At 56.1% G+C, this 23457-nt stretch carries 23 protein-coding genes and 1 riboswitch; of the genes, 13 read left to right on the top strand and 10 right to left on the bottom strand.

Annotated features, from left to right (window positions below; all coding sequences use genetic code 11):
• Positions 1–319: 319 nt before the first annotated feature.
• Positions 320–2341 (top strand): excinuclease ABC subunit UvrB, encoded by a 2022-nt coding sequence (uvrB, locus tag JY391_RS14465; RefSeq protein WP_181821730.1) that lies wholly within the window; start codon positions 320–322, stop codon positions 2339–2341.
• A gap of 74 nt (positions 2342–2415) precedes the next feature.
• Here the strand turns inward: uvrB and yvcK are convergent, their stop codons facing one another.
• Entirely contained in the window at positions 2416–3324 is a 909-nt protein-coding gene (yvcK, locus tag JY391_RS14460; protein ID WP_181821728.1) for a uridine diphosphate-N-acetylglucosamine-binding protein YvcK, read from the bottom strand.
• Positions 3325–3591: 267 nt separating this feature from the next.
• Positions 3592–3741, top strand: a riboswitch (molybdenum cofactor riboswitch).
• On the opposite strand from yvcK, the gene moaA reads away from it, so the two are divergent.
• The 6 genes from moaA to JY391_RS14430 all read left to right on the top strand — a co-directional run bounded on the left by moaA (position 3729) and on the right by JY391_RS14430 (position 7185).
• Complete coding sequence (gene moaA / locus JY391_RS14455) at positions 3729–4718, top strand: GTP 3',8-cyclase MoaA (RefSeq protein ID WP_042285138.1); 990 nt, start codon at positions 3729–3731, stop codon at positions 4716–4718. It overlaps the preceding riboswitch by 13 nt.
• A gap of 19 nt (positions 4719–4737) precedes the next feature.
• Positions 4738–5250: a molybdenum cofactor biosynthesis protein B gene (gene moaB / locus JY391_RS14450; protein ID WP_042285136.1), complete on the top strand. Its 513-nt coding sequence runs from the start codon at positions 4738–4740 to the stop codon at positions 5248–5250.
• 2 nt (positions 5251–5252) lie between these two features.
• Positions 5253–5738 (top strand): cyclic pyranopterin monophosphate synthase MoaC, encoded by a 486-nt coding sequence (gene moaC, locus JY391_RS14445; protein ID WP_042285132.1) that lies wholly within the window; start codon positions 5253–5255, stop codon positions 5736–5738.
• Complete coding sequence (gene moaD, locus JY391_RS14440; protein ID WP_042285128.1) at positions 5731–5976, top strand: molybdopterin synthase sulfur carrier subunit; 246 nt, start codon at positions 5731–5733, stop codon at positions 5974–5976. The genes moaC and moaD overlap by 8 nt, the downstream gene beginning before the upstream one ends.
• Position 5977: 1 nt before the next feature.
• Positions 5978–6430, top strand: coding sequence for a molybdopterin synthase catalytic subunit MoaE (moaE, locus tag JY391_RS14435; RefSeq protein WP_060569922.1), 453 nt, complete (start codon positions 5978–5980; stop codon positions 6428–6430).
• Between the two features lie 50 nt (positions 6431–6480).
• The gene (locus JY391_RS14430; RefSeq protein WP_042285122.1) at positions 6481–7185 is read left to right on the top strand and encodes a Bax inhibitor-1/YccA family protein; all 705 of its coding nucleotides are present in this window, start codon (positions 6481–6483) and stop codon (positions 7183–7185) included.
• A 51-nt stretch (positions 7186–7236) separates the two neighbouring features.
• On the opposite strand, the gene JY391_RS14425 is transcribed toward JY391_RS14430, so the two are convergent.
• From JY391_RS14425 to JY391_RS14415, 3 genes are read right to left on the bottom strand one after another with little or no spacing between them, the layout of a single operon-like run.
• Entirely contained in the window at positions 7237–8199 is a 963-nt protein-coding gene (locus JY391_RS14425; protein ID WP_181821724.1) for a lysylphosphatidylglycerol synthase domain-containing protein, read from the bottom strand.
• Positions 8199–9440, bottom strand: coding sequence for a cardiolipin synthase ClsB (clsB, locus tag JY391_RS14420; RefSeq protein ID WP_042285117.1), 1242 nt, complete (start codon positions 9438–9440; stop codon positions 8199–8201). Before clsB ends, JY391_RS14425 begins: the two co-directional genes overlap by 1 nt.
• On the bottom strand, positions 9437–10198 hold the full coding sequence (locus JY391_RS14415) for an endonuclease/exonuclease/phosphatase family protein (protein ID WP_042285115.1): 762 nt from the start codon (positions 10196–10198) through the stop codon (positions 9437–9439). The genes clsB and JY391_RS14415 overlap by 4 nt, the downstream gene beginning before the upstream one ends.
• 131 nt (positions 10199–10329) lie before the next feature.
• Between JY391_RS14415 and JY391_RS14410 the strand changes: the two genes are divergently transcribed.
• On the top strand, positions 10330–10740 hold the full coding sequence (locus tag JY391_RS14410; protein WP_042285112.1) for a YbhQ family protein: 411 nt from the start codon (positions 10330–10332) through the stop codon (positions 10738–10740).
• Here the strand turns inward: JY391_RS14410 and JY391_RS14405 are convergent.
• The 6 genes from JY391_RS14405 to JY391_RS14380 form a co-directional block, all read right to left on the bottom strand.
• Positions 10702–11808: an ABC transporter permease gene (locus tag JY391_RS14405; protein ID WP_042285108.1), complete on the bottom strand. Its 1107-nt coding sequence runs from the start codon at positions 11806–11808 to the stop codon at positions 10702–10704. The genes JY391_RS14410 and JY391_RS14405 overlap by 39 nt on opposite strands.
• A 90-nt stretch (positions 11809–11898) precedes the next feature.
• Entirely contained in the window at positions 11899–13032 is a 1134-nt protein-coding gene (locus JY391_RS14400) for an ABC transporter permease (RefSeq protein WP_042285106.1), read from the bottom strand.
• The gene (locus tag JY391_RS14395; RefSeq protein ID WP_199956394.1) at positions 13025–14761 is read right to left on the bottom strand and encodes an ATP-binding cassette domain-containing protein; all 1737 of its coding nucleotides are present in this window, start codon (positions 14759–14761) and stop codon (positions 13025–13027) included. Before JY391_RS14395 ends, JY391_RS14400 begins: the two co-directional genes overlap by 8 nt.
• The gene (gene hlyD / locus JY391_RS14390; protein WP_042285099.1) at positions 14754–15749 is read right to left on the bottom strand and encodes a secretion protein HlyD; all 996 of its coding nucleotides are present in this window, start codon (positions 15747–15749) and stop codon (positions 14754–14756) included. Before hlyD ends, JY391_RS14395 begins: the two co-directional genes overlap by 8 nt.
• Positions 15749–16423, bottom strand: coding sequence for a transcriptional regulator CecR (gene cecR, locus JY391_RS14385; RefSeq protein ID WP_060569917.1), 675 nt, complete (start codon positions 16421–16423; stop codon positions 15749–15751). The genes hlyD and cecR overlap by 1 nt, the downstream gene beginning before the upstream one ends.
• Before the next feature lie 71 nt (positions 16424–16494).
• Positions 16495–17418: a LysR substrate-binding domain-containing protein gene (locus JY391_RS14380; RefSeq protein ID WP_042285092.1), complete on the bottom strand. Its 924-nt coding sequence runs from the start codon at positions 17416–17418 to the stop codon at positions 16495–16497.
• A gap of 322 nt (positions 17419–17740) precedes the next feature.
• On the opposite strand from JY391_RS14380, the gene JY391_RS14375 reads away from it, so the two are divergent.
• The 5 genes from JY391_RS14375 (at position 17741) to rhlE (ending at position 23352) form a co-directional block, all read left to right on the top strand.
• A complete protein-coding gene (locus JY391_RS14375) occupies positions 17741–19069 on the top strand; it encodes an MFS transporter (RefSeq protein WP_060569915.1) in 1329 nt (442 codons plus the stop codon).
• 50 nt (positions 19070–19119) lie between these two features.
• Entirely contained in the window at positions 19120–19869 is a 750-nt protein-coding gene (locus JY391_RS14370; protein ID WP_060569914.1) for an SDR family NAD(P)-dependent oxidoreductase, read from the top strand.
• 14 nt (positions 19870–19883) lie between these two features.
• Positions 19884–20729, top strand: a complete 846-nt coding sequence (locus JY391_RS14365) for a transketolase (RefSeq protein ID WP_211934504.1) — start codon at positions 19884–19886, stop codon at positions 20727–20729.
• Positions 20729–21727, top strand: a complete 999-nt coding sequence (locus JY391_RS14360) for a transketolase family protein (RefSeq protein WP_211934503.1) — start codon at positions 20729–20731, stop codon at positions 21725–21727. The genes JY391_RS14365 and JY391_RS14360 overlap by 1 nt, the downstream gene beginning before the upstream one ends.
• A gap of 266 nt (positions 21728–21993) precedes the next feature.
• Entirely contained in the window at positions 21994–23352 is a 1359-nt protein-coding gene (rhlE, locus tag JY391_RS14355; protein ID WP_042285081.1) for an ATP-dependent RNA helicase RhlE, read from the top strand.
• Positions 23353–23457: the final 105 nt, after the last annotated feature.

Here is a 23457-nt window from a genome sequence, read left to right as displayed (position 1 = left end):
CGGCTTTGTGAAATATTACTTATTTTTCAATTTGTTATATAAAGGCAATAGCTGTCGCAGAACTGTCATTGAATGCAATAAAACTTTCATGACACGACTTGACAATGTTAACGAAGTGATTGGTTTGGGGATAACCCCGCCGGTCAGAAGATTATCTTGTCAGCGGTGAAATTCTCGCCGCTGACGCTGTGTCTTTTCGGCGCGTAACACAAATTTTCTCCGTCGTTACTGTTTTTTCATCCAGTATATTTTACTGGCAAAATTATGCGCTGCGAGTAAAATTACAAGCCTGCCCGCCCATTGCTTCAGGTAGCTGCCCATGAGTAAACCGTTCAAACTGAATTCCGCATTTAAACCGTCAGGCGACCAGCCAGAGGCGATACGACGCCTCGAAGAAGGGCTGGAGGATGGCCTGGCGCATCAGACGCTGCTTGGCGTAACGGGGTCAGGGAAAACGTTCACCATCGCCAATGTCATTGCCGATCTCCAGCGTCCGACCATGGTGCTCGCGCCGAACAAAACGCTGGCGGCGCAGCTGTACGGCGAAATGAAAGAATTCTTTCCGGAAAACGCGGTGGAATATTTCGTCTCTTACTATGACTACTATCAGCCTGAAGCCTATGTGCCCAGTTCCGACACCTTCATTGAGAAAGACGCGTCGGTAAACGAACACATTGAGCAGATGCGTTTGTCGGCAACCAAAGCCTTGCTCGAGCGTCGCGACGTGGTGGTGGTGGCCTCGGTGTCGGCGATCTACGGTCTGGGCGACCCGGATCTGTACCTGAAAATGATGCTGCACCTGACGGTGGGGATGCTGATCGACCAGCGCGCGATCCTGCGTCGTCTGGCCGAGCTACAGTACACCCGTAACGATCAGGCGTTCCAGCGCGGCACCTTCCGCGTACGCGGCGAGGTGATCGACATCTTCCCGGCGGAATCCGACGACATCGCGCTACGTGTGGAGCTGTTTGACGAAGAGGTGGAGCGGCTGTCGTTGTTTGATCCGCTCACCGGACAGGTGGAATCGACCATTCCCCGCTACACCATCTACCCGAAAACCCACTATGTCACGCCGCGCGAGCGTATTTTGCAGGCGATGGAAGAGATCAAAGACGAACTGGTCGATCGCCGCAAGATCCTGCTGGCGAACAACAAGCTGCTGGAAGAGCAGCGTCTCAGCCAGCGCACCCAGTTCGATCTTGAGATGATGAACGAGCTTGGCTACTGTTCGGGGATCGAAAACTATTCACGCTATCTTTCTGGACGCGGACCGGGCGAGCCGCCGCCGACGCTGTTCGATTATCTACCCGCAGACGGCCTGCTGGTGGTGGATGAATCGCACGTCACCATTCCGCAGATTGGCGGCATGTACCGTGGCGACAGAGCGCGTAAAGAGACGCTGGTGGAGTATGGGTTCCGCTTGCCTTCCGCGCTGGATAACCGTCCGCTGAAGTTCGAAGAGTTTGAAGCGCTGGCCCCGCAGACCATCTATGTTTCCGCGACGCCGGGCAACTATGAGCTGGAGAAATCGGGCGGCGACGTGGTGGATCAGGTGGTTCGTCCGACCGGCCTGCTGGATCCGGTCATTGAGGTGCGTCCGGTGGCGACGCAGGTGGACGACCTGCTTTCAGAGATCCGCGCGCGGGCGTCTATCAATGAGCGCGTGCTGGTGACAACCTTAACCAAGCGGATGGCGGAAGATCTCACCGAATACCTGGAGGAACACGGTGAACGGGTGCGCTATCTGCACTCGGACATCGATACCGTCGAGCGTATGGAGATCATTCGCGACCTGCGCCTCGGCGAGTTTGACGTGCTGGTAGGGATCAACCTGTTGCGAGAGGGGCTCGACATGCCGGAAGTGTCGCTGGTGGCGATCCTTGACGCGGACAAAGAAGGGTTCCTGCGCTCTGAACGTTCGCTGATTCAGACCATTGGCCGCGCGGCGCGTAACGTTAACGGCAAAGCGATCCTGTACGGCGATAAGATCACCCCGTCGATGGCGAAGGCCATTAGCGAAACCGAGCGCCGCCGTGAGAAACAGCAGCAGTACAACGAGCAGCACGGCATTACCCCGCAGGGGCTGAACAAAAAAGTGGTCGATATTCTGGCGCTGGGTCAGAACATCGCGAAGACCAAAGCGAAGGGCAGGGGCAAGTCACGCTCCACGGCGAAGGCGGATATCGTCGGGATGGATATGTCGCCGAAGGCGCTGCAGCAGAAGATCCACGAGCTGGAGGGGCAGATGATGCAGCACGCGCAGAATCTGGAGTTCGAGGAAGCCGCGCAGATCCGCGACCAGCTCCATCAACTGCGTGAGCTGTTTATCGCCGCGTCATAATCCGGTATTCAGGCAAAGCGTCGCAGACCGGAAAAGCGAAGCGCTACGCCGGTCGCGATCGAGACATGCCAGATTTAACCCAGCGCCTGCACCGCTTTTTCCAGCGCGCAGTGCAATAGCTGGCGGTCATGGCGATAGGGGATATCGCTGGCTTCCAGCTCCTCCTGAATCACTACTCTGTCATTGATGGCGCTGACGTCAACGTTAGGACCGACGACCACGGCGTCAATCACTCGTTTACCGACATACTGCTCCATAATCGCCAGTTTATCGACCAGAGTCAGGCTGGCTGCCGGCAGACTCAGTTCACGCCCCAGATTGCCGATATAGACCATCGGCGCCTGGGTGCGGCGCAGCGCCTGCGCCAGGTCATCCAGCAGCAGGATCGGCATCAGGCTGGTGTAAAAACTGCCAGGGCCAATCAGGATCAAATCCGCTTCGTTAATTGCCTGCACCGCTTCACGCGTGGTGGGCACGTTGGGTGACAGCATCAGGTCCTGCGGCGGGGTGAGCAACTGGTCAATATTCACTTCGCCATACACCTCATGCCCCTGATCGTCGATCGCCATCAGATCGACCGGCAGTTCCGACATCGGGATTAAATGCGCGTCGACTTTAAGCAGGTTACGAATTAAATTGATCGCCTCCAGAGGCCGCACGCTCAGGTGATCGAGCGCCTTTAACATCAAATTTCCCAGGTTATGACCCGAAAGTTCGCCATTACCGCCAAAACGATACTCAAACATAGCCGACGCGACGCTGGGTTCGGTTATCAACTGGTTAAGGCAGTTGCGCATATCCCCCCAGGCGATACCGCCTTCCGAGCGGCGGATACGTCCGGTCGAGCCGCCGTTATCGGTGGTGGTGACAATGCCGGTGAGGCGTGAGCCCAGTGATGAAAGTGATGAGAGAACGCGTCCTAATCCATGCCCTCCGCCGAGAGCGACGACACGATCCAGGTCAGCCAGCGTACGATTGCGCATAAAATATCCTGAAGTCAGATTTACCTCGCTACAGTAGCGCACATCGCGGGTTTTCAGCAATTCACTCCCCGCTGGAGAGAGAAATAAATTCTGCGCAGCTACCCCTTTAGTACGAGATGTCGGTTACTGCCTAATGATGTATATCAATGCAAAAAGCCCATTTTCGCTTATTCTGTAGCGAAATAGCACGATCATGACGCTATATATAAGTTTATATAGCGTTAGGCGTAAATGGCAAAATGGTCGTTTACGCGCTAGTATCGGCTAATCATTAAAAAACACTCTAGCCTCTGCGCCTGGGTCAATGAAGACATTGATATGGCGCTTTGGCCGTGACAGCGTAAACGCGTTGCCACCAGGGTGCAGGAAGAAATGACTGCGCCTCCCGTACTGGAAAGGTGTCTATGGCCTCACAACTGACCGATGCTTTCGCGCGCACGTTTTATTACCTGCGTTTGTCGATTACCGATGTGTGTAACTTTCGTTGCACCTACTGTCTGCCGGATGGCTACAAGCCCGGCGGCGTCACCAATAACGGTTTTCTTTCTGTCGATGAAATTCGTCGGGTTACCCGCGCGTTTGCCAGTCTTGGCACCGAAAAAGTGCGCCTGACCGGCGGTGAACCTTCCCTGCGCCGCGATTTTACTGACATCATCGCTGCCGTGCGGGAGAACGACGCCATTCGCCAGATAGCCGTCACTACTAACGGCTATCGCCTGGCGCGTGATGCCGCGGCCTGGCGCGAGGCCGGGTTGACGGGCATCAATGTCAGCGTCGACAGCCTGGACGCCCGGCAGTTTCACGCCATTACCGGACAGGACAAATTCCGGCAGGTGATGGCGGGCATTGACGCCGCCTTTGAGGCGGGCTTTACAAAGGTCAAAGTCAATACCGTGCTGATGCGTGACGTGAATCATCATCAGCTCGATACCTTCCTGAACTGGATCCAGACGCGCCCTATCCAGCTACGCTTTATCGAACTGATGGAAACGGGCGAGGGCAGCGCGCTTTTCCGCAAACACCATATTTCCGGCCAGGTGCTGCGCGATGAACTGCTGCGTCGTGGTTGGATCCACCAGCTGCGCCAGCGCAGCGACGGCCCGGCGCAGGTTTTCTGCCACCCCGACTATGCGGGCGAAATCGGCCTTATCATGCCGTACGAGAAAGATTTCTGCGCCACCTGTAACCGACTGCGCGTCTCTTCGGTGGGTAAACTGCATCTGTGTCTGTTTGGCGACGGCGGCGTCAGCCTGCGCGATCTGCTGGTCGAAGACTCGCAGCAGCATGCGCTGGAAGAACGTATTTCTCTCGCGCTGCGTGAGAAAAAGCAGACCCATTTCCTGCATCAGAACAACACCGGTATTACGCAAAACTTATCGTACATTGGCGGTTGATCGCTAAAAGGAGTTTTCCATGAGTCAGGTAAGCGCTGAATTTATCCCGACCCGTATCGCTATTCTTACGGTGTCGAATCGTCGTGGTGAGGAGGAAGATACCTCCGGTCATTTTCTGCGTGACGCGGCACAGGAAGCGGGACATCAGGTGGTGGATAAAGCCATCGTCAAAGAGAACCGCTACGCCATCCGCGCCCAGGTGTCGGCATGGATCGCCAGCGAAAACGTCCAGGTGGTGCTGATCACCGGCGGGACAGGGCTCACCGAAGGCGATCAGGCGCCGGAAGCGCTGCTGCCGCTGTTTGACCGCGAAGTTGAAGGCTTTGGCGAACTCTTCCGAATGCTGTCGTTTGAAGAGATTGGCACCGCGACGCTGCAGTCGCGCGCGGTGGCAGGTATGGCCAACCATACGCTGATTTTCGCCATGCCGGGTTCAACGAAAGCCTGCCGTACCGCCTGGGATAATATCATTGCTCCGCAGCTTGATGCGCGCACCCGTCCGTGTAACTTCCACCCTCATCTGAAGAAATAAGTATGTCGCAACTGACCCATATTAACGCCGCTGGCGAAGCGCACATGGTCGACGTTTCCGCTAAAGCGGAAACCGTTCGCGAAGCGCGCGCCGAAGCCTTTGTCACCATGCGCAGTGAAACACTGGCGATGATTATTGACGGCAGCCACCATAAGGGCGATGTCTTCGCCACCGCGCGCATCGCGGGCATCCAGGCGGCAAAACGCACCTGGGAGCTGATCCCGCTGTGCCATCCGTTGCTGTTGAGCAAAGTTGAAGTGCAACTGCTGGCTGAACCGGAGCACAACCGCGTGCGCATTGAGTCACTGTGCCGTCTGACCGGCAAAACCGGCGTTGAGATGGAGGCGTTAACCGCCGCGTCGGTTGCGGCGCTGACCATCTACGATATGTGTAAAGCGGTGCAGAAAGATATGGTGATTGGTCCGGTGCGACTGCTGGCGAAAAGTGGCGGCAAATCGGGTGATTTTAAGGCGGATTCTCATGATTAAGGTTCTCTTCTTCGCCCAGGTTCGCGAACTGGTCGGCACCGATGCGCTGAACGTGGCGGCTGATTTTCCCACCGTTGAGGCGCTGCGCCAGCATCTGGCGACAAACAGCGACCGCTGGGCGCTGGCCCTGGAAGACGGCAAACTGCTGGCGGCAGTCAACCAGACGCTGGTCAGCTTTGATCATCCGTTAAGCGCGGGTGACGAGGTGGCGTTTTTCCCGCCGGTAACGGGAGGCTGAGATGGCGGAAACAAAAATCGTGGTCGATCCGGCGCCGTTTCGTGTCGGCGACGAATACCCGTGGTTGGCGGAACGTGACGAAGACGGCGCGGTTGTGACCTTCACCGGAAAAGTCCGCAATCACAACCTCGGCGACAGCGTGAAGGCGCTGACGCTGGAGCACTATCCCGGCATGACCGAAAAAGCGCTGGGCGAGATTGTGGCAGAGGCGCGCGCGCGCTGGCCGCTGGGGCGCGTTACCGTGATCCATCGCATCGGCGAACTGTGGCCGGGCGATGAGATCGTGTTTGTCGGCGTCACCAGCGCGCATCGCAGTAGCGCCTTTGAGGCGGGCGAATTTATTATGGACTACCTGAAAACCCGCGCGCCATTCTGGAAACGTGAAGCGACGCCGGAGGGCGAGCGCTGGGTGGAAGCCCGCGACAGCGACCAGCAGGCGGCAAAGCGCTGGTAGCAGAATGTGATACGCTTATACAGGTGTCACTTTTTTAACAGGAGATTTTCATGGACAGATTTCCACGATCCGATTCAATCGTGCAGGCGCGTTCCGGTCTGCAAACGTATATGGCGCAAGTGTACGGCTGGATGACCGTCGGACTGCTGCTGACCGCGTTTATTGCGTGGTATGCGGCGAATACCCCTGCGGTCATGATGTTCGTCTTTTCCAGCAAAATCACCTTTTTTGGCCTGATTATCGCCCAATTAGCGCTGGTTATTGCGCTTTCGGCGATGGTGCATAAGCTCAGCGCGGGCATGGCGACCACGCTGTTTATGCTCTATTCGGCGCTCACCGGGTTGACGCTGTCGAGCATTTTTATCGTCTATACCTATTCGTCCATCGCCAGCACCTTTGTGGTGACCGGCGGGATGTTCGGCGTGATGAGCCTGTGGGGTTACACCACCAAACGAGACCTGAGCGGCTGGGGCAATATGCTGTTTATGGCGCTGATAGGCATTATCCTGGCGTCGCTGGTGAACTTCTGGCTGAAGAGCGAAGCGCTGATGTGGGCAGTGACCTATATTGGTGTGGTGGTGTTTGTCGGCCTGACCGCCTATGACACCCAGAAGCTGAAAAATATTGGCGAGCAGATTGATGTGCGCGACAGTTCAAACCTGCGCAAGTACTCGATTCTCGGGGCGCTGACGCTGTATCTGGACTTTATCAACCTGTTCCTGATGTTGTTACGTATCTTCGGCAACCGCCGGTAATCTCACCGAACCTGATGGCGGTTCCGCCATCAGGTTCGGCACGTCAGAAGACTACTTCGCCATCGCCTTTTCGTTTTTCGCCCGCAGCTTTTTCGCCCGGCTTTCCAGCACCAGATAACAAATCAATGCCAGCAGCAGCGGTATGAAATAATACAGTACGCGGTAAGCGAGCAGGGCGGCGATGATTGTCCCTTGCGAAGTATGCTCACCGGCGAGTAGCGCAATGAACACCGCTTCCAGCACGCCGATCCCCGCAGGAATATGGACTATCACCCCGGCGATACTGCTCACCAACAGCACGCCCAGCACAAAGAAGTAGTTCACATCCTGGCCCATCAGCAGCCAGATAATCAGTCCCATCACCATCCAGTTGGCGCTCGAAATGGCCATTTGCACCAGCGCAAATTTCCACGACGGCAGCACCAGTTTTTGCCCTTTGATGGTGACATGACGGCGCTTAGCAAAGGCGCAGAACCACATATACACGGCGATGACAAGCAGTAGCGCCACGCCGAGAATGCGCAGCGTGCCTTCGTCGATATACCAATGGGCGGGCAACTGCACCACGCCGAAGGTAAAGATAATCCCGCCCAGCAGAATGTAGCCCAGCCAGTTGGTGGTAATACTCAATGAGAAAATGCGGGTGATGGTGCTGCCTGGCAGACCGAGGCGCGAATAGAGTCGATAGCGCATCCCGATGCCGCCGACCCAGGTGCTTAGCGTCAGGTTAAAGGCGTAGCAGATAAACGACACCAGCATGACCTGGCGCTTCGCCAGCTTATGCCCGCAGTAAGCGCGCCCTAACAGATCGTAGCAGCCGTACAATAAATAGCTGACGATCACCAGCCCGACAGCGCTGAGCAGCGCCACGCGGTTGTAGTCGCGGATAACCGTCCAGACATCCTCCCAGTTGACCTTTTTGGCATAGATGACCAGCAGGACAATTACTGCAATAAAAAACAGCCAGGTAAGGATCTTTTTCGCCAGCCGCCAGCGCGGATGAGATTTCGCCATTAGGGTTTCGCTCCTGTATCTTGTGCTTCAACGCGGTCCTGCGTCTCCATCTCGGGCTGGGCTGGCGGTTCAACCTGCGCCAGATGTGGAGTATGCGCAGGCAGCCAGCCCACCAGCGCCGGGAAATGACGTAAAAAGTGGAACGCCAGCACGCTCTTGGTCAGGTTCCACCAGGTGCGTTTGGGCACCATCGACTCATCCACCTGTTTACAGTCTTTCTCGATGATCGCATTAAGGTTATCGCGCAGAGTCTGGTTAAACTGACGGTCGTGTATGATCAGGTTCGCTTCCAGATTCAGCGACAGGCTGAGCGGATCGAGATTACTGGAGCCGACCGTCGCCCAATGGTCGTCCATTAACGCCACCTTGCCATGCAGCGGTTTGCGGCGGTATTCGTACACCTGAACGCCGCCCTTTACCAGATAGTTGTAAAGCAGGCGCGCGCCGACTTTCACAATCGGCATATCCGGTTCGCCCTGTACGATGAGCTTCACGCGTACGCCGCGACGCGCCGCATTGCGCATCGCATGGAGCAGTCGATATCCGGGGAAGAAATAGGCGTTGGCGATAATCACCTCCCGCCGCGCCTGGGTCAGCATTTTCAGGTAGTGGCGTTCGATGTCATCGCGATGTTCTTCGTTATCGCGCCAGACAAACAGCGCTTGCGCCTCGCCGGGCTGGTGGTTCTCTACCGCCTGGTGATGACGCTTCCACCAGCGGCGTACCGCGCTCTGCCCTGGAAGATTTTCCACCTCGAACTGTAAAATATCGGCCACAATCGGACCTTCGACGCGTACCGCGTAATCCTGCTTGGCCTCGGGACCATAGTCGGACATATGCTCATCGGAATAGTTAATGCCGCCGACAAATGCCACCCTGGCGTCGATCACCACAATTTTGCGGTGCATGCGGCGAAAGACGTTGGTGCGCATCCCAAAGACCCGCGGGCGGGGATCGTAGTAGCGGAACACCACGCCTGCGGCGGTCAGTTCACCCACAAATTCATCGCTGAGATCCGGCGAGCCGTAGCCGTCGAGCAGCACTTCCGCCTTCACGCCACGTTTGGCCGCTTTGAGCAGCGCCGCATGAAGCTGTTTCCCAACGTTGTCCTCAAACCAGATGAAGGATTCCAGAATGATCCTTTGCTCTGCTTCGGCAATGGCTTTATACACGGCGGGGTAAAACTGATCGCCGTTTTCCAGCAACTGAATCTGGTTACCTTCACGCCAGCCACACTTCATAAATGGACCTCCGCGCTCAGGGGAGCATGATCGGAAAGATGACGCCAGTTGCGCAGCGGCAACGCCGTTGGCGCACTGGTATTGGCATTTTTAACGTAAATACGATCGAGTCGTAATAGCGGCAGGCTGACAGGAAAGGTGCGCGCTGGACGACCGTGGGCGCGGGTGAAGATCTCCTCCAGCCCGGCCGCTTTTTTCAGCGGATGGTTGGCTTTTTGCCGCCAGTCGTTGAAATCGCCAGCCACCACCACGGGTTCGCCGTCGGGCAGGGCGTTGACCCAGTCGGCCAGCATTTTGAGTTGCGCCTGACGATGCGCTTCCCGTAAGCCCAGATGGACGCACATCACATGGATCGGATGGTTAAGCTGCGGCGGCACTATGCGGCAGTACAGCACGCCGCGCTTTTCGCTGCCCGCGACCGACACATCGCGGTTTTCATAGTGTTCAATCGGATAGCGCGACAGCACCGCGTTGCCATGATGACCTTCCGGGTATACCGCGTTGCGTCCATAGGCGTAGTCGCTCCACATGGTATCGGCGAGAAATTCGTAATGGGTAGTGTCCGGCCAGTTCTCAACGTGCAGCGGATGCACTTCATGGGCGCCCAGCACTTCCTGCAGGCACACAATGTCGGCGCCGACTGTGCGCACAGCGTCGCGCAGCTCCGGCAAAATAAAGCGCTTGTTAAAGGCGGTGAACCCTTTGTGCGTATTAATGGTGAGCACTTTGAATGAAAAATTACCCGTGTGTTGAGTCATGATTCTCCTGTCAACGTCACTATCCCGAGTAAATAGTGTAGTCGTCGTCACAAAAAGGTGCGTTGTTACGGAATTTTCCGTAAAGTTCGGTACTCTGAATCATTAGACGGAAATCCTTCAGGAGAAAAGCCATGAAGTGGCAACAACGTGTTCGTGTCGCAACGGGGTTAAGTTGCTGGCAGATAATGTTGCATTTACTGGTAGTGGCGATGCTGGTAATGGGCTGGATGAGCGGCACGCTGGTTCGCGTCGGCCTTGGATTATGTGTCGTGTACGGCATCACCGTACTGCTGATGCTGGCACTGCAACGCCATCATGAACAGCGTTGGCGGGAAGTGGCCGACGTGCTGGAAGAACTCACCACCACCTGGTATTTCGGCGCGGCGCTGATTGTGCTGTGGCTGTTGTCCCGTGTGCTGCAAAATAATGTCCTGCTGGCGTTAGCGGGCGTCGCTATCCTTGCCGGGCCCGCCGTGGTATCGCTGCTGGCGAAAGACAAAAAGCTACATGACCTTGCGTCTAAACATCGCATACGCCGCTGATCCCGTCGTGGCCGCGATCACCAGTAGCGGCCACAAACTCCCCCAGACAATCGATAAACTCGCGTCCTTCAGATAGATCTGCTTGGTGATATCGGTAAAGTGACGAATCGGGTTAATCCACGTCAGGTTCTGCAACCATACCGGCATATTTTCGACCGGCGAGACGTAACCCGACAGCAAAATCGCAGGCATCATAAAGACAAACACGCCGATAAACGCCTGCTGCTGCGTTGAGCAGAGCGAGGAGATCAGCAGCCCAAACCCGACCAGTGACAGTCCGTAAATCACCATCGTAAAGTAAAACAGCGCCAGCGATCCGGCAAAGGGGATTTGGTACGCCCAGATCCCGATGGCCAGCACGATAGTCGCCTGGAACGTGGCGACTATCAGCGCAGGCACCGCTTTACCGATAAAGATTTGCCAGGTGGTGAGCGGCGAGACCAGCAACTGGTCGAGCGTGCCCTGTTCGCGCTCGCGCGCCACCGAGAGCGAGGTCACGATCATTACGCCGATCGTCGTGATCATGGCAATCAGCGACGGCACCACAAACCATTTGTAGTCGAGGTTCGGGTTATACCAGTTGCGGACTACCAGCTCGCTGTTGTTCGGCTTCGGTTTGCCTTCCATCAGTTCCTGCTGGTAAACCTTTACGATTTGCTGGAGATAATTGGCGGCGATCTGCGCGCTGTTGGAGTTACGCCCATCGAGAATCAATTGCATCGGCGCGGGCTGGAAGGTGTCCAGATTGCGGGAAAAATCCGCCGGAAAGCGGACCAGCAGCAGCGCTTTCTGTGTGTCGATGGTGGGCTGAATCTCCTGCGGGCTGTTCAGCAACAGCACGTGAGTGAAGGCTTTGGCGCGGGCGAAACGCTGGGTCAACTCCACGGCGTGTTTACCGTTATCCTCGTTATACACGGCAATGGTGGCGTTCGTGACCTCCAGCGTCGCGGCAAAGGGAAACAGGATCACCTGTATCAGCACCGGCAGAATTAAAATCGCGCGAGTCTGCGGTTCGCGCAGTAAAGACTGCAACTCTTTGCGGATCAGCGTCCATAAGCGATGAAACATCTCATTTTCCTCGCGCCGGAGGCGGCGTAAATGCCGGTTCCGGCCTGTATGCCCGTAGGTCTGATAAGCACAGCGCCATCAGGCGAACAATCAATCCAGCCGACGTTTGGTTTTCATCCACGTCAGGCCAATGAACATCACCGCCGAAGCGATCAAAAACAGCACGTTTACCACCAGCACCACCGGGATATTTCCCGCCAGAAACAGGCTTTGCAGGGTACTGACGAAATAACGCGCCGGAATGATATACGTCACTGCGCGGATCACCGCCGGCATGCTGTCGATCTGGAAAATAAACCCGGACAGCATAATCGACGGCAAGAATGCGGCATTCAGCGCCACCTGGGCGGCGTTAAACTGGTTACGGGTGATGGTGGAAATGAGCAGTCCCATCCCCAGCGTGCTCAGTAAAAACAGACTGGTGATGAAGAACAGCAGCAGCAACGAGCCGCGGTAGGGTACGCCAAGAATAAACACCGACACCAGCATACAAAGCAGCATGGCCAGCATACCGAGAAAGTAGTAAGGGATGAGTTTGCACAGCAGCAGCTCAACGCGCGTGACTTCCGTCGAGAGGAGCGCCTCCATGGTGCCACGCTCCCATTCACGCGCCACAACCAGTGAGGTGAGGATCGCGCCAATCACCGTCATGATAATGGTCACCGCGCCGGGAATGATAAAGTGTTGGCTGATGGCCGCCGGGTTAAACCAGTAGCGCGTCTGTACGTCAATTAATGGTTCAAATTCTTCCCCCCGGTCTTCGGCACGCTGCATTTGCCATATCTGCCAGATGCCTTCCACGTAGCCCTGCACAAAGTTGGCGGTGTTGGGTTCGCTGCCGTCGGTGATCACCTGAATGGGCGCGGTATCGTCGGCGCGCGCCATCTTTTCGGCGAAATCCACCGGAATAACCACCAGACCGCGGATCCGCCCGGCCTGCATTTTTTCGATCAGCGCCTGACGGTTATCGCTGATGGTGGCGTCAATGTACGGCGAGCCGGTCATCGCGTGAGTAAAGTCCAGCGCCTCTTCACTCTGCTGTTCCAGCAAAATGCCGACGCGCAGCTTGCTGGAATCGAGGTTAATTCCGTACCCGAAAATGAACAGCAGCAGCAGGGGGATCACCACCGCAATCAGCCAACTGCTTGGATCGCGGACGATCTGCCGCGTCTCTTTCACGCACAGAGCGCGAACGCGACGCCAGGAGAGAAGCGGATTACGCATGTCCGTGCTCCTTATCCCATTCGTTGATCAGGGTGATGAAGGCCTGCTCCATGGTCGGGTCCGCCGTGTCGTCATCGGCGGCCTGCGCTTTCAGGTCATCCGGCGTACCGCTGGCGATCAGCTTGCCCCGATACACCAGTCCGATACGGTCGCAGTATTCCGCCTCGTCCATAAAGTGAGTGGTAACCATCACCGTCACCCCTTTTTCCACCATGCTGTTGATGTGCAACCAGAACTCGCGGCGGGTGATCGGGTCGACGCCGGAGGTCGGCTCGTCAAGAAAGAGGATGTCCGGCTCATGCATCAGCGAACAGGCCAGCGCCAGTCGCTGTTTGAAGCCCAGCGGCAGCGCGTCGGTTGCCTGGGCGGCAATGCTTTTCAGGCCAAACGCTTCGCTCATGCGGGCGATTTTTTCGTTCTGCGCTCGTCCGCGCAGGCCATACACGCCGGAGAAGAAGCGCAGATTTTGTTCGACCGTCAGGTTGCCGTAGAGCGAAAATTTTTGCGCCATATAGCCGAGATGCTGGCGCGCTTTGCCGGAGCTGACCTTCAAGTCCATATCCAGTACCAGCGCTTTACCCGAGGTCGGCACCAGCAGGCCGCACATCATTTTAAAGGTGGTGGATTTGCCTGCGCCGTTTGGCCCCAGCAGGCCGAAGATCTCTCCACGCTGTACGGCGAAATTAACGTGGTCGGTGGCGGCGAAATCGCCAAATTTTTTCGTCAACGCTTTTGCTTCAATCACGGTTTCGCCAGGCGTGCCTTCCACGGTGTGCAGAATCGCGCCCAGCGGCGACTCTGACGTGGCGGCGCCGCCCAGCAGATCGATAAACGCATCTTCAAAGCGCGGCGCGGTTTCGTTGATCGCAATGTCCGGCATGCCTTCGGCACGACGAATGTCTTCTGCCGACGCCTCTTTTTTGACGATCAGACGCACCGATTTGCCCTGGATCATGCCGTCGCTCACCTGCGGCAGCTTTAACGCCCGCTGAAGCAGTTTGCGGTTGTTCTCCTGCGGGCTATGCATCAGGAAACTGCGCCCGGCCATGGTTTTGGTCAGCTGCGTCGGATCGCCCTGGTACAGCAGCTCGCCTTCGTTCATCAGCAGCACGTCGCGGCATTGCTCGGCTTCGTCGAGATAGGAGGTGCTCCAGAGGATCAGCATTCCGTCACCTGCCAGCTCGTGCACCATTTGCCATAGCTCGCGGCGGGAAATGGGATCCACACCGACGCCGGGTTCGTCCAGCAACAGCACTTTCGGTTCGCCCACCAGCGTACAGGCCAGCCCCAGTTTCTGCTTCATACCGCCAGAGAGTTTTCCGGCCAGGCGTCCGGTAAACGGACCGAGAGAGGTGAATTCCAGCAGACGGGCAAAGGTTTTTTCCCGCACCTCACCGGTGACGCTACGCAGGTCGGCGTACAGATTCAGGTTCTCCATGACGGTGAGATCCTCATACAGCCCGAATTTTTGCGGCATATAGCCGAGTACCGCGTGCAGCGCGCTGTCGTTTTTGATCGGATCAAAGCCGATCACCGTCGCCGCGCCGTCATCGGGCTTCAACAGGCCCGCCAGCATACGCATCAGGGTCGTTTTACCCGCGCCGTCTGGCCCCACCAGTCCGGTGACGTAACCGGCGTGAATGGTGCAGTCGAGCGGTGCGACCGCGGGCTTATCCATGCCCGCGAAACGCTTTGTCAGTCCCGTGAGCGTAATGACGGCGTCATTCATGTCCTGCCTCATCGCTGAACCGCAATGTGACCGGCATTCCCTGACGCAGCGCGTCGTCGGCATCGGTCACGACAATGCGCAGGCGATACACCAGGTCGGTACGCAGATCCGGCGTTTCAACGGTCTTTGGCGTAAACTCTGCGGTCGGGGAGACAAAGCCGATTTTGCCGTGATACGGCTTATCCGGACGGCCATCGGTATACAGCAGGATGTCGCGTCCCGGCTGCGCCTGGCTTAGGTTTCGCTCATCGACATAGGCGCGAACCCACACCGGGCGGGTGAGCGACAGGGTCAAGACCGTGCTGCCTGCGTTGAGCATGCTGCCGGGCTCTACCGCGCGGGTCAGCAGCGTACCGTTCGACGGCGCCAGCAGAGTGGTGTCCTGAAGATCGAGCTCCGCCTGCGCCAGCTGGGCCTGGGCCTGTTCAAGACTGGCCTTCGCCTGGGCGATATCCTGCTCGCGGTTACCGGAGCGGTACTGGCTCAGCTTATCCTGTGCGGATTTCAGCGTCGCCAGCGCCTGATCGCGGGACGAACGGGCATTTTCAAGGTCGTTGGCGGAGATGGTGCGACTTTTCCAGAGTCCCTGCTGACGGTTATAGAAGTTTTGCGCATAGTCATACGCCGCCTGCGCCTGCCTTACCGAGGCGGCGGCCTGGGCGATCTCTTCGTCGCGATAGCCTGCCAGCATCAGGTCATACTGGGCCTGGGCGACGGACACACCGGCTTTCGCCTGCATTAGCGCGTTTTCATACGGCGCGTGATCCAGTTCGCCCAGCACCTGTCCGGCTTTAATCGTGTCGCCTTCGTCCACGGTCAGCGAGGCAAGCCGACCGCCGACGCGAAAGCTCATATTCACAGTGCGGATATCGACGTTGCCGTAGAGCGTCAGACCGTTATCCTGCCGACTCTGATACCACCAGGCGCCGCCCGCCAATACGGCGACCAGCACCGCGATAGCCAGCCCGATAACAACAGGTTTTTTCATCAGTCCAGACTCCTTTGCGATAGACCTTGCAGAATGAGATCGATATGACAGGTCACCGTCTGCTCGATCAGCGCCGTTTTTTCATCATCAAATTGTGACCAGCCGGCGCGTAACAGAATGGTTTCTTTGCCAAGGCGGAACGCCAGCACTTCGCCCAGCAGAGCATGGGTGTGCAAAATGGTGCGTGTGTCGTGGGCATCGCAGCCGGTGTAGGCGGCAATAAGACGCGTCAGATGGCTGTGCAGCGGGTCGATTACCTGCTTGTGGACCAGCTGATAGGCCGCCGTAGGGGAAAGCTGCTCGCGCGAGATAAACTTGCTCAGATTCACGGTGTCTTCCTGGGTCAGCAGCATAATCATGTTCTTACAGGCGCGAAGGATCAGTTCGCGCATCGCCGCGCGGTCCGGCTCCGGCTGGCTAAACAGTTGCTCCGCCTCTTCGGCGTGTGGGCGAAACTGTTCTCCAATGAAGTCGGCAATCCACTGGGCGCAGGCGAGGTATAAATCCTCTTTCGAACCAAAGTAGTAGGGGATAGCGGCAATGTTCTGTCCGGCCAGGGCGGCTATGTCGCGAGTCGTGGCATGCAGGCCATACTCGCCGAACTGCGCCAGCGCGGCGGCGATCAGTTGGCTTTTCGCCTGTTCGCCTTTGCTTGTCATCGTGGGGGTAGTCATCGCGCGACCTGATTCTTAATCAATCGATTGATTAAAAATAGTCTGCTGTTTGTATTCTGTCCAGTCCGCGCTTAAATCTGGAACCCGGCGGCGTTGAGCTCCTCGGATATCCAGGCGATAAACGCTTTTACTTTTGCTTTTTGTTCGCTGGTATGCGGCATAACCAGATGGTGGGCATTCACCGACATGCTGACATCCTCTGCGAAGACCGGCTGCAAATGCTGTTTACGCAGGCTTTCTCCCGCCAGCAGGTTACTTTCAAGGATAACACCCAATCCCATTCTTGCTGCTTCGATGCTCATATAGGAGCGGTCAAAGTTGAAAATAAAATTTTTGTTGAAGCCGCGCACTTTGTGCCAGGAGAACCAGTTGTTCCAGTTAATCAGGGTGCTGTCGGAATGGATGAGATCGCACGACAGCAGATCTTCAGGGGATTTCACCGGGTGATGTTCCAGCCAGGTCTGTGAGGAGTAGGGCAACACGCTTTCATTACGGATGGTTTTCACCACCAGTGTCGGCCACTGTGAAAGGCCGTGACGAATATCGATGTCAATATTGTCGCGAGAAAACTGAATGCTTTCATAGGAGCAGGTCAGGCTGATTTTCAGTTCGGGCCACGCCTGGCGAAAGCGATCCAGCCTGGGCATCAGCCAGAGTAAGCCAAAGCTGGGGGCCGAATGAATGCGCAAATAGTCCTGATGGATGTCATGAATCACCTGGTTAGTCGCCTGGCCAATAATATTTAAGGCGCCGGAGACCTCTTTGAGGTAGCGCTCGCCGATGGTAGTCAGTTTTACGCCTTTACTGCTGCGGGAGAATAATTTTTTACCTAAATAATTTTCCAGGCTCGCAATCTGATGGCTCACGGCAGAAGCCGTAATGTTAAGGTTTTCAGCGGCAATATTCAGACTGCCAGTATCGGCGACTTCGATAAAAGCCTGAATGTTACGCAAAGATGGAACCGGCAGCGTTTTATTGGGGACGGGGGCGCTCATAATTCTATTCCCGATGAAAGCAATCAGAAGAAACAGATAAACAGCTGGCGTGCAATTAGGCAAATATTCAGCATGATTTTTCTACGTTATCAGGGGGTTAAGGTGATGAATTGTGAGGCCGATCGCATTTTATAATTTGGAAAATTGGTTTTCCAGGATCGCTTTAATTTGAATGCAGTCACGAATCAAATTTTTCTCAACCTCAATTGAGGTTATCTAAATGCCGATTTTTGATCACGTTGTTATATTGCCCTTGAAGGTCTGAATAAAGGTGCTGCGGCGACGGGCACGAAAAAAGATAAAACAATAAAGAGGATACCCTATGTCACGTATAGATACGGTTGTCTGTACCGACACCAGGAAAACAAAGTATCGTTTTGTCGTTTTAACGATGATTTTCCTGGTGTATGCCATTAATTATGCCGATCGTACGAATATCGGCGCCGTACTGCCGTTTATCATCGATGAGTTTCATATCAACAACTTCGAGGCCGGTGCGATCGCCAGTATGTTCTTTTTGGGATATGCGGTAAGTCAGATTCCGGCCGGTTTTTTCATTGCGAAGCGTGGCACGCGCGGGTTGGTCTCATTATCTATCTTTGGTTTTTCCGCATTTACCTGGTTGATGGGCACCGTCAGCTCGGTCCTGGGCTTAAAACTGGTGCGCCTGGGTCTGGGGTTGAGCGAAGGGCCGTGTCCGGTTGGGCTGGCGTCGACCATCAATAGCTGGTTTCCGCCCAAAGAAAAAGCCACAGCGACGGGCGTGTATATTGCCGCGACGATGTTTGCCCCGATTATCGTTCCACCGTTGGCGGTCTGGATAGCGGTAACCTGGGGCTGGCGCTGGGTCTTCTATTCTTTCGCCATTCCGGGCATTGTGGCAGCCATCGCCTGGTATCTGCTGGTGAAAACCAAACCTTCGGAAAGCCGTTTTGTTTCAGAGAGTGAACTGGCGGAAATTAACGCCAGCCAGGGCGAAAATAATCAAACGCGTGAAAATATTGTCATTGCGGATAAATTTACGTGGCTGGATAAATTCATCCGGGTGAGAAAAATGGCACCCATAGATACGGCGAAAGGATTATTTACGTCGAAGAATATTCTCGGCGATTGTCTGGCTTATTTTATGATGGTCAGCGTGCTGTATGGCCTGTTGACCTGGATTCCGCTTTATCTGGTGAAAGAAAAAGGCTTCGACTTTATGAGTATGGGGCTGGTTGCCAGTATGCCTTGCATTGGAGGATTTGTCGGCGCGATTGGCGGCGGGTATATCTCTGATAAACTACTCGGGCGTCGACGCAAACCGACAATGATTTTTACCGCCGTTTCAACCGTTATAATGATGCTTATCATGCTAAATATTCCGGCAAGCACCGCGGCAGTGTGCGTAGGATTATTTTTTGTCGGCCTGTGTCTGAATATTGGCTGGCCCGCGTTTACCGCTTATGGTATGGCGGTTTCTGATGCTAAAACGTATCCTATTGCCTCCTCTATTATTAATAGCGGCGGTAATCTCGGTGGGTTTGTTTCCCCAATGGTAGCCGGTTTTTTACTTGATAATACCGGCAGCTTTAATTCTGTCTTCACCTATTTTGGTATTTGCGCAGCGATTGGTTTAGTGGTGATTCTGTTTCTTGATGAACCACAATAATAAATCTTTCTCTTATCAATTAATATGACGTAATGTCATGGAGTAAATTTATGTTATTAACAAATAAAGTCGCCATTGTGACTGGCGCGGCTTCCGTTCGCGGTTTAGGTTTCGCGACAGCGAAGTTATTTGCGGAAAATGGCGCAAAGGTTGTAATTATTGATTTAAATAAAGAGGCCAGTGAAGCGGCGGCAAAATCGTTAGGCGATGCGCATCTTGGCCTTGCGGCGAACGTGGCGGACGAAGCGCAGGTCAGTGCTGCAATGGAACAAATTGTGGCGAAATATGGCCGGGTTGATGTGCTGGTTAATAATGCCGGTATTACACAGCCTATTAAATTAATGGATATCAAACGCGAAAATTATGACGCAGTGTTAGATGTCAGCCTGCGCGGCACGCTGCTGATGTCGCAGGCGGTCATTCCGCTAATGCGCGCGCAGAAATCCGGCAGCATTGTCTGCATCTCCTCCGTTTCCGCCCAGCGCGGCGGCGGTATTTTCGGCGGCCCACACTATAGCGCGGCGAAGGCCGGGGTATTAGGACTGGCGCGGGCGATGGCGCGCGAACTGGGGCCGGACAATGTGCGCGTAAACTGCATCACCCCGGGTCTGATCCAGACGGACATCACCGCCGGGAAGCTGACCGATGAAATGACCGCCAACATTCTGGCAGGCATTCCGATGAACCGCCTTGGCGACGCCGTCGATATTGCGCGCGCCGCGCTGTTCCTCGGCAGCGATCTCTCCTCCTATTCCACCGGTATTACCCTGGACGTTAACGGCGGCATGTTAATCCATTAAGCGAGGGCACTCTGATGAAGATGACAGAAGTTCAGAAAGTCGCGGCGGCGGCCTGGCGCATTCGGCGCTACGCCCTGCGCATGGGCGAAGTTCAGGGGCAGGGGTATATCGGTCAGGCGCTGGGCTACGCCGATGTGCTGGCGGCTGCGTTTAGCCATGCGATGACGTATCGTGCGGAGGAACCGGAATGGGAAGGGCGCGATCGCTTCCTGCTTTCCCATGGTCACTATGCCATTGCCTACTATGCGGCGCTGCTGGAGGCGGGGATCATTCCTGAGCCGGAGCTGGAAACCTACGGTTCAGATGACAGCCGTCTGCCGATGTCCGGCATGGCGACGTATACACCGGGGATGGAGATGTCCGGCGGATCGCTGGGGCAGGGACTGTCTATTGCGGTAGGCATGGCGCTGGGGCTGAAGCAAAAGCAGAGCGATTCATGGGTGTATAACTCCATGTCGGATGGCGAACTGGATGAAGGTTCCACCTGGGAAGCCGCAATGTCTGCGGCGCACTACGGGCTGACCAACCTTATCAATATCGTGGATGTTAACAAGCAGCAGGCCGACGGAGACTCACGCAAAATTCTCGGCTTCGAACCGTTACATGAAAAATGGGCGGCTTTCGGCTGGTACGTACAGCGGGTGGACGGTAACGATGTCGCCGCGGTCGTCGAGGCGTTTGATAACGCGAAGAGCCATCGCGGCGAACAGCCACGGGTCATTATCTGCGACACGCTGATGGGCAAAGGCGTTCCGTTCCTCGAAACGCGCGATAAAAACCATTTTATTCGCGTTGATGCTGACGAATGGCAGAAAGCCATTGCCGTGCTCGATGCCAACAAACCGGAAGGAGTGCTGTAATGAGCCAGACAACCCCTAAACCCCGTTTAAAAACCTCGGCGATGATCGCCTCCATCGCGGATGAAGGTCAGGCTACCGTTGCCGCGCCGTTTGGCGTCGCTCTGGCAAAGCTGGCGGCGGAGCGGCCAGAGATCGTCGGCATGACGGCTGACCTGTCGAAGTACACCGATCTGCATATTTTCGCTCAGGCCCATCCGGAACGCTTTTTCCAGATGGGGATGGCGGAGCAATTGCTGATGGGCGCCGCAGGCGGTATGGCGAAAGAGGGCTTTATCCCGTTCGCCACCACCTACGCGGTGTTCGCCACTCGCCGCGCCTATGACTTTATCCATCAGGTCATCGCGGAAGAGCATCTTAATGTGAAGATCTGCGCGGCGCTGCCGGGACTGACCACTGGCTACGGTCCCAGCCATCAGGCGACGGAAGATCTGGCGATCATGCGCGGCATCCCTGGCATGACCATCATCGATCCGTGCGATGCGCTGGAAATTGAGCAGGCGGTCCCGGCGATGGCCGACCATAACGGCCCGGTTTATATGCGCTTGCTGCGCGGCAAAGTGCCGCTGGTGTTGGATAAATATGACTACAAGTTTGAGTTGGGGAAAGCGAAGCTGCTGGAGGATGGCAACGATGTGCTGATTATCTCCTCCGGTCTGATGACCATGCGCGCGCTGGAAACCGCGGAAAAACTGCGCGCCGATAATATCAGCGCCGCAGTGCTGCACGTCCCGACCATCAAGCCGCTGGATGAGAAAACCCTGGTTGAGCAGGCGTCAAAACCAGGCCGGCTGGTGATCACGGCGGAAAACCACACCTGCATTGGCGGGCTGGGTGAAGCGGTCGCCGCGCTGCTGATGCGTAAAGGCGTGCGTTGCGAACTCGATACCATTGGTCTGCCGGATGAATTTCTGCTGGCCGGGGCGTTGCCAACCCTGCATGACCGTTACGGTATTTCAACGGCGATGATGGTTGATAAAATTAAACATCACCTGCGTTAAAGGCTTTCGCCGCCGCGTTCTGCGGCGGTACTTTTCACTTTCTGGTTAAGGTTTCCGTGTCGATTAATTCACTCAGAAACCGGTTTGATAAAAACTTCCGCGCCGCCGCGTGACCGTATAAACCTGAGCGATGGGATATTTATGCGCTCTGTCACAAAAACTGCTACACTCCGCCTCTTCATGACATTGTGGTTTTTGTCATTTCCAAATTGTAAGTATCTCCCTGAAAACGACACCGGGAACGGTCGGGGCGGTCCGGAGTAGTTATGTCTTTTGATTCCCTGGGTTTGAACCCTGAAATTCTGCGCGCCATTGCCGAGCAGGGTTACCGTGAACCTACCCCTATTCAGCAGCAGGCGATCCCTGCGGTGCTGGAAGGCCGTGACCTGATGGCGAGCGCGCAGACCGGCACCGGTAAAACCGCTGGCTTCACGCTGCCGTTGTTGCAGCACCTTATTACACAGCAGCCCCATGCCAAGGGCCGTCGTCCGGTACGGGCGCTGATCCTGACGCCCACCCGCGAACTGGCGGCGCAGATTGGCGAGAACGTCCGTGATTACAGTAAGTATCTGAACATTCGTTCGCTGGTGGTCTTCGGCGGCGTGAGCATTAACCCGCAGATGATGAAGCTGCGCGGCGGTGTGGATGTGCTGGTGGCGACGCCGGGCCGTTTGCTGGATCTCGAACACCAGAATGCGGTGAAGCTGGATCAAATTGAAATCCTGGTGCTCGACGAAGCTGACCGCATGCTGGATATGGGCTTTATTCACGATATCCGTCGCGTGCTGGCGAAGCTGCCGGCGAAGCGCCAGAACCTGCTGTTCTCTGCGACCTTTTCTGACGACATCAAGGCGCTTGCCGAAAAGCTGCTGCATAACCCGCTGGAGATCGAAGTGGCGCGTCGCAACACCGCTTCTGAGCAGGTGACGCAGCACGTTCATTTCGTCGACAAAAAACGCAAACGCGAACTGCTTTCCCAGATGATCGGCCAGGGGAACTGGCAGCAGGTGCTGGTATTCACCCGCACCAAGCACGGCGCTAACCATCTGGCGGAGCAACTGAATAAAGACGGCATTCGCAGCGCGGCGATCCACGGCAACAAGAGCCAGGGCGCACGTACCCGCGCGCTGGCTGATTTCAAATCCGGCGATATTCGCGTGCTGGTGGCGACCGACATCGCGGCGCGTGGACTGGATATTGAAGAACTGCCGCACGTGGTGAACTATGAACTGCCGAACGTGCCGGAAGATTATGTCCACCGTATCGGGCGTACCGGGCGTGCCGCCGCCACCGGCGAGGCGCTGTCGCTGGTGTGTGTCGATGAACATAAGCTGCTGCGCGATATTGAAAAACTGCTGAAGAAAGAGATCCCGCGCATCACCACGCCGGGTTATGAGCCGGACCCGTCAATCAAAGCGGAGCCCATCCAGAACGGGCGCCAGCAGCGTGGCGGCGGTGGCGGTCGTGGCCGCCAGGGACAAGGTCAGGGAGCGGGCCGTGGGCAACAGCCGCGTCGTCAGGACGGCGGCGCGCCGAAAGCCAAACCGCGCAGCGGCGAAGGCAAACCGGCGGGTGATAAGCCGCGTCCGCCGCGCCGCCCGCGCCGGATTACCCCGGCACAGTAATGTCGTAAGCCGGATAAGCGCAATTCACCGCGCTGTCCGGCAGTCCGACCCCCGCGCTTTGAACTCGTGTTGCGAGCGGCTTTCCAGAACCGGTAAAAAAGGTAC

The organism is Citrobacter sedlakii (genome assembly GCF_018128425.1).
Classification (GTDB): Bacteria; Pseudomonadota; Gammaproteobacteria; order Enterobacterales; family Enterobacteriaceae; genus Citrobacter_A; species Citrobacter_A sedlakii.
This window is presented reverse-complemented; position numbering and strand designations above follow the sequence as displayed.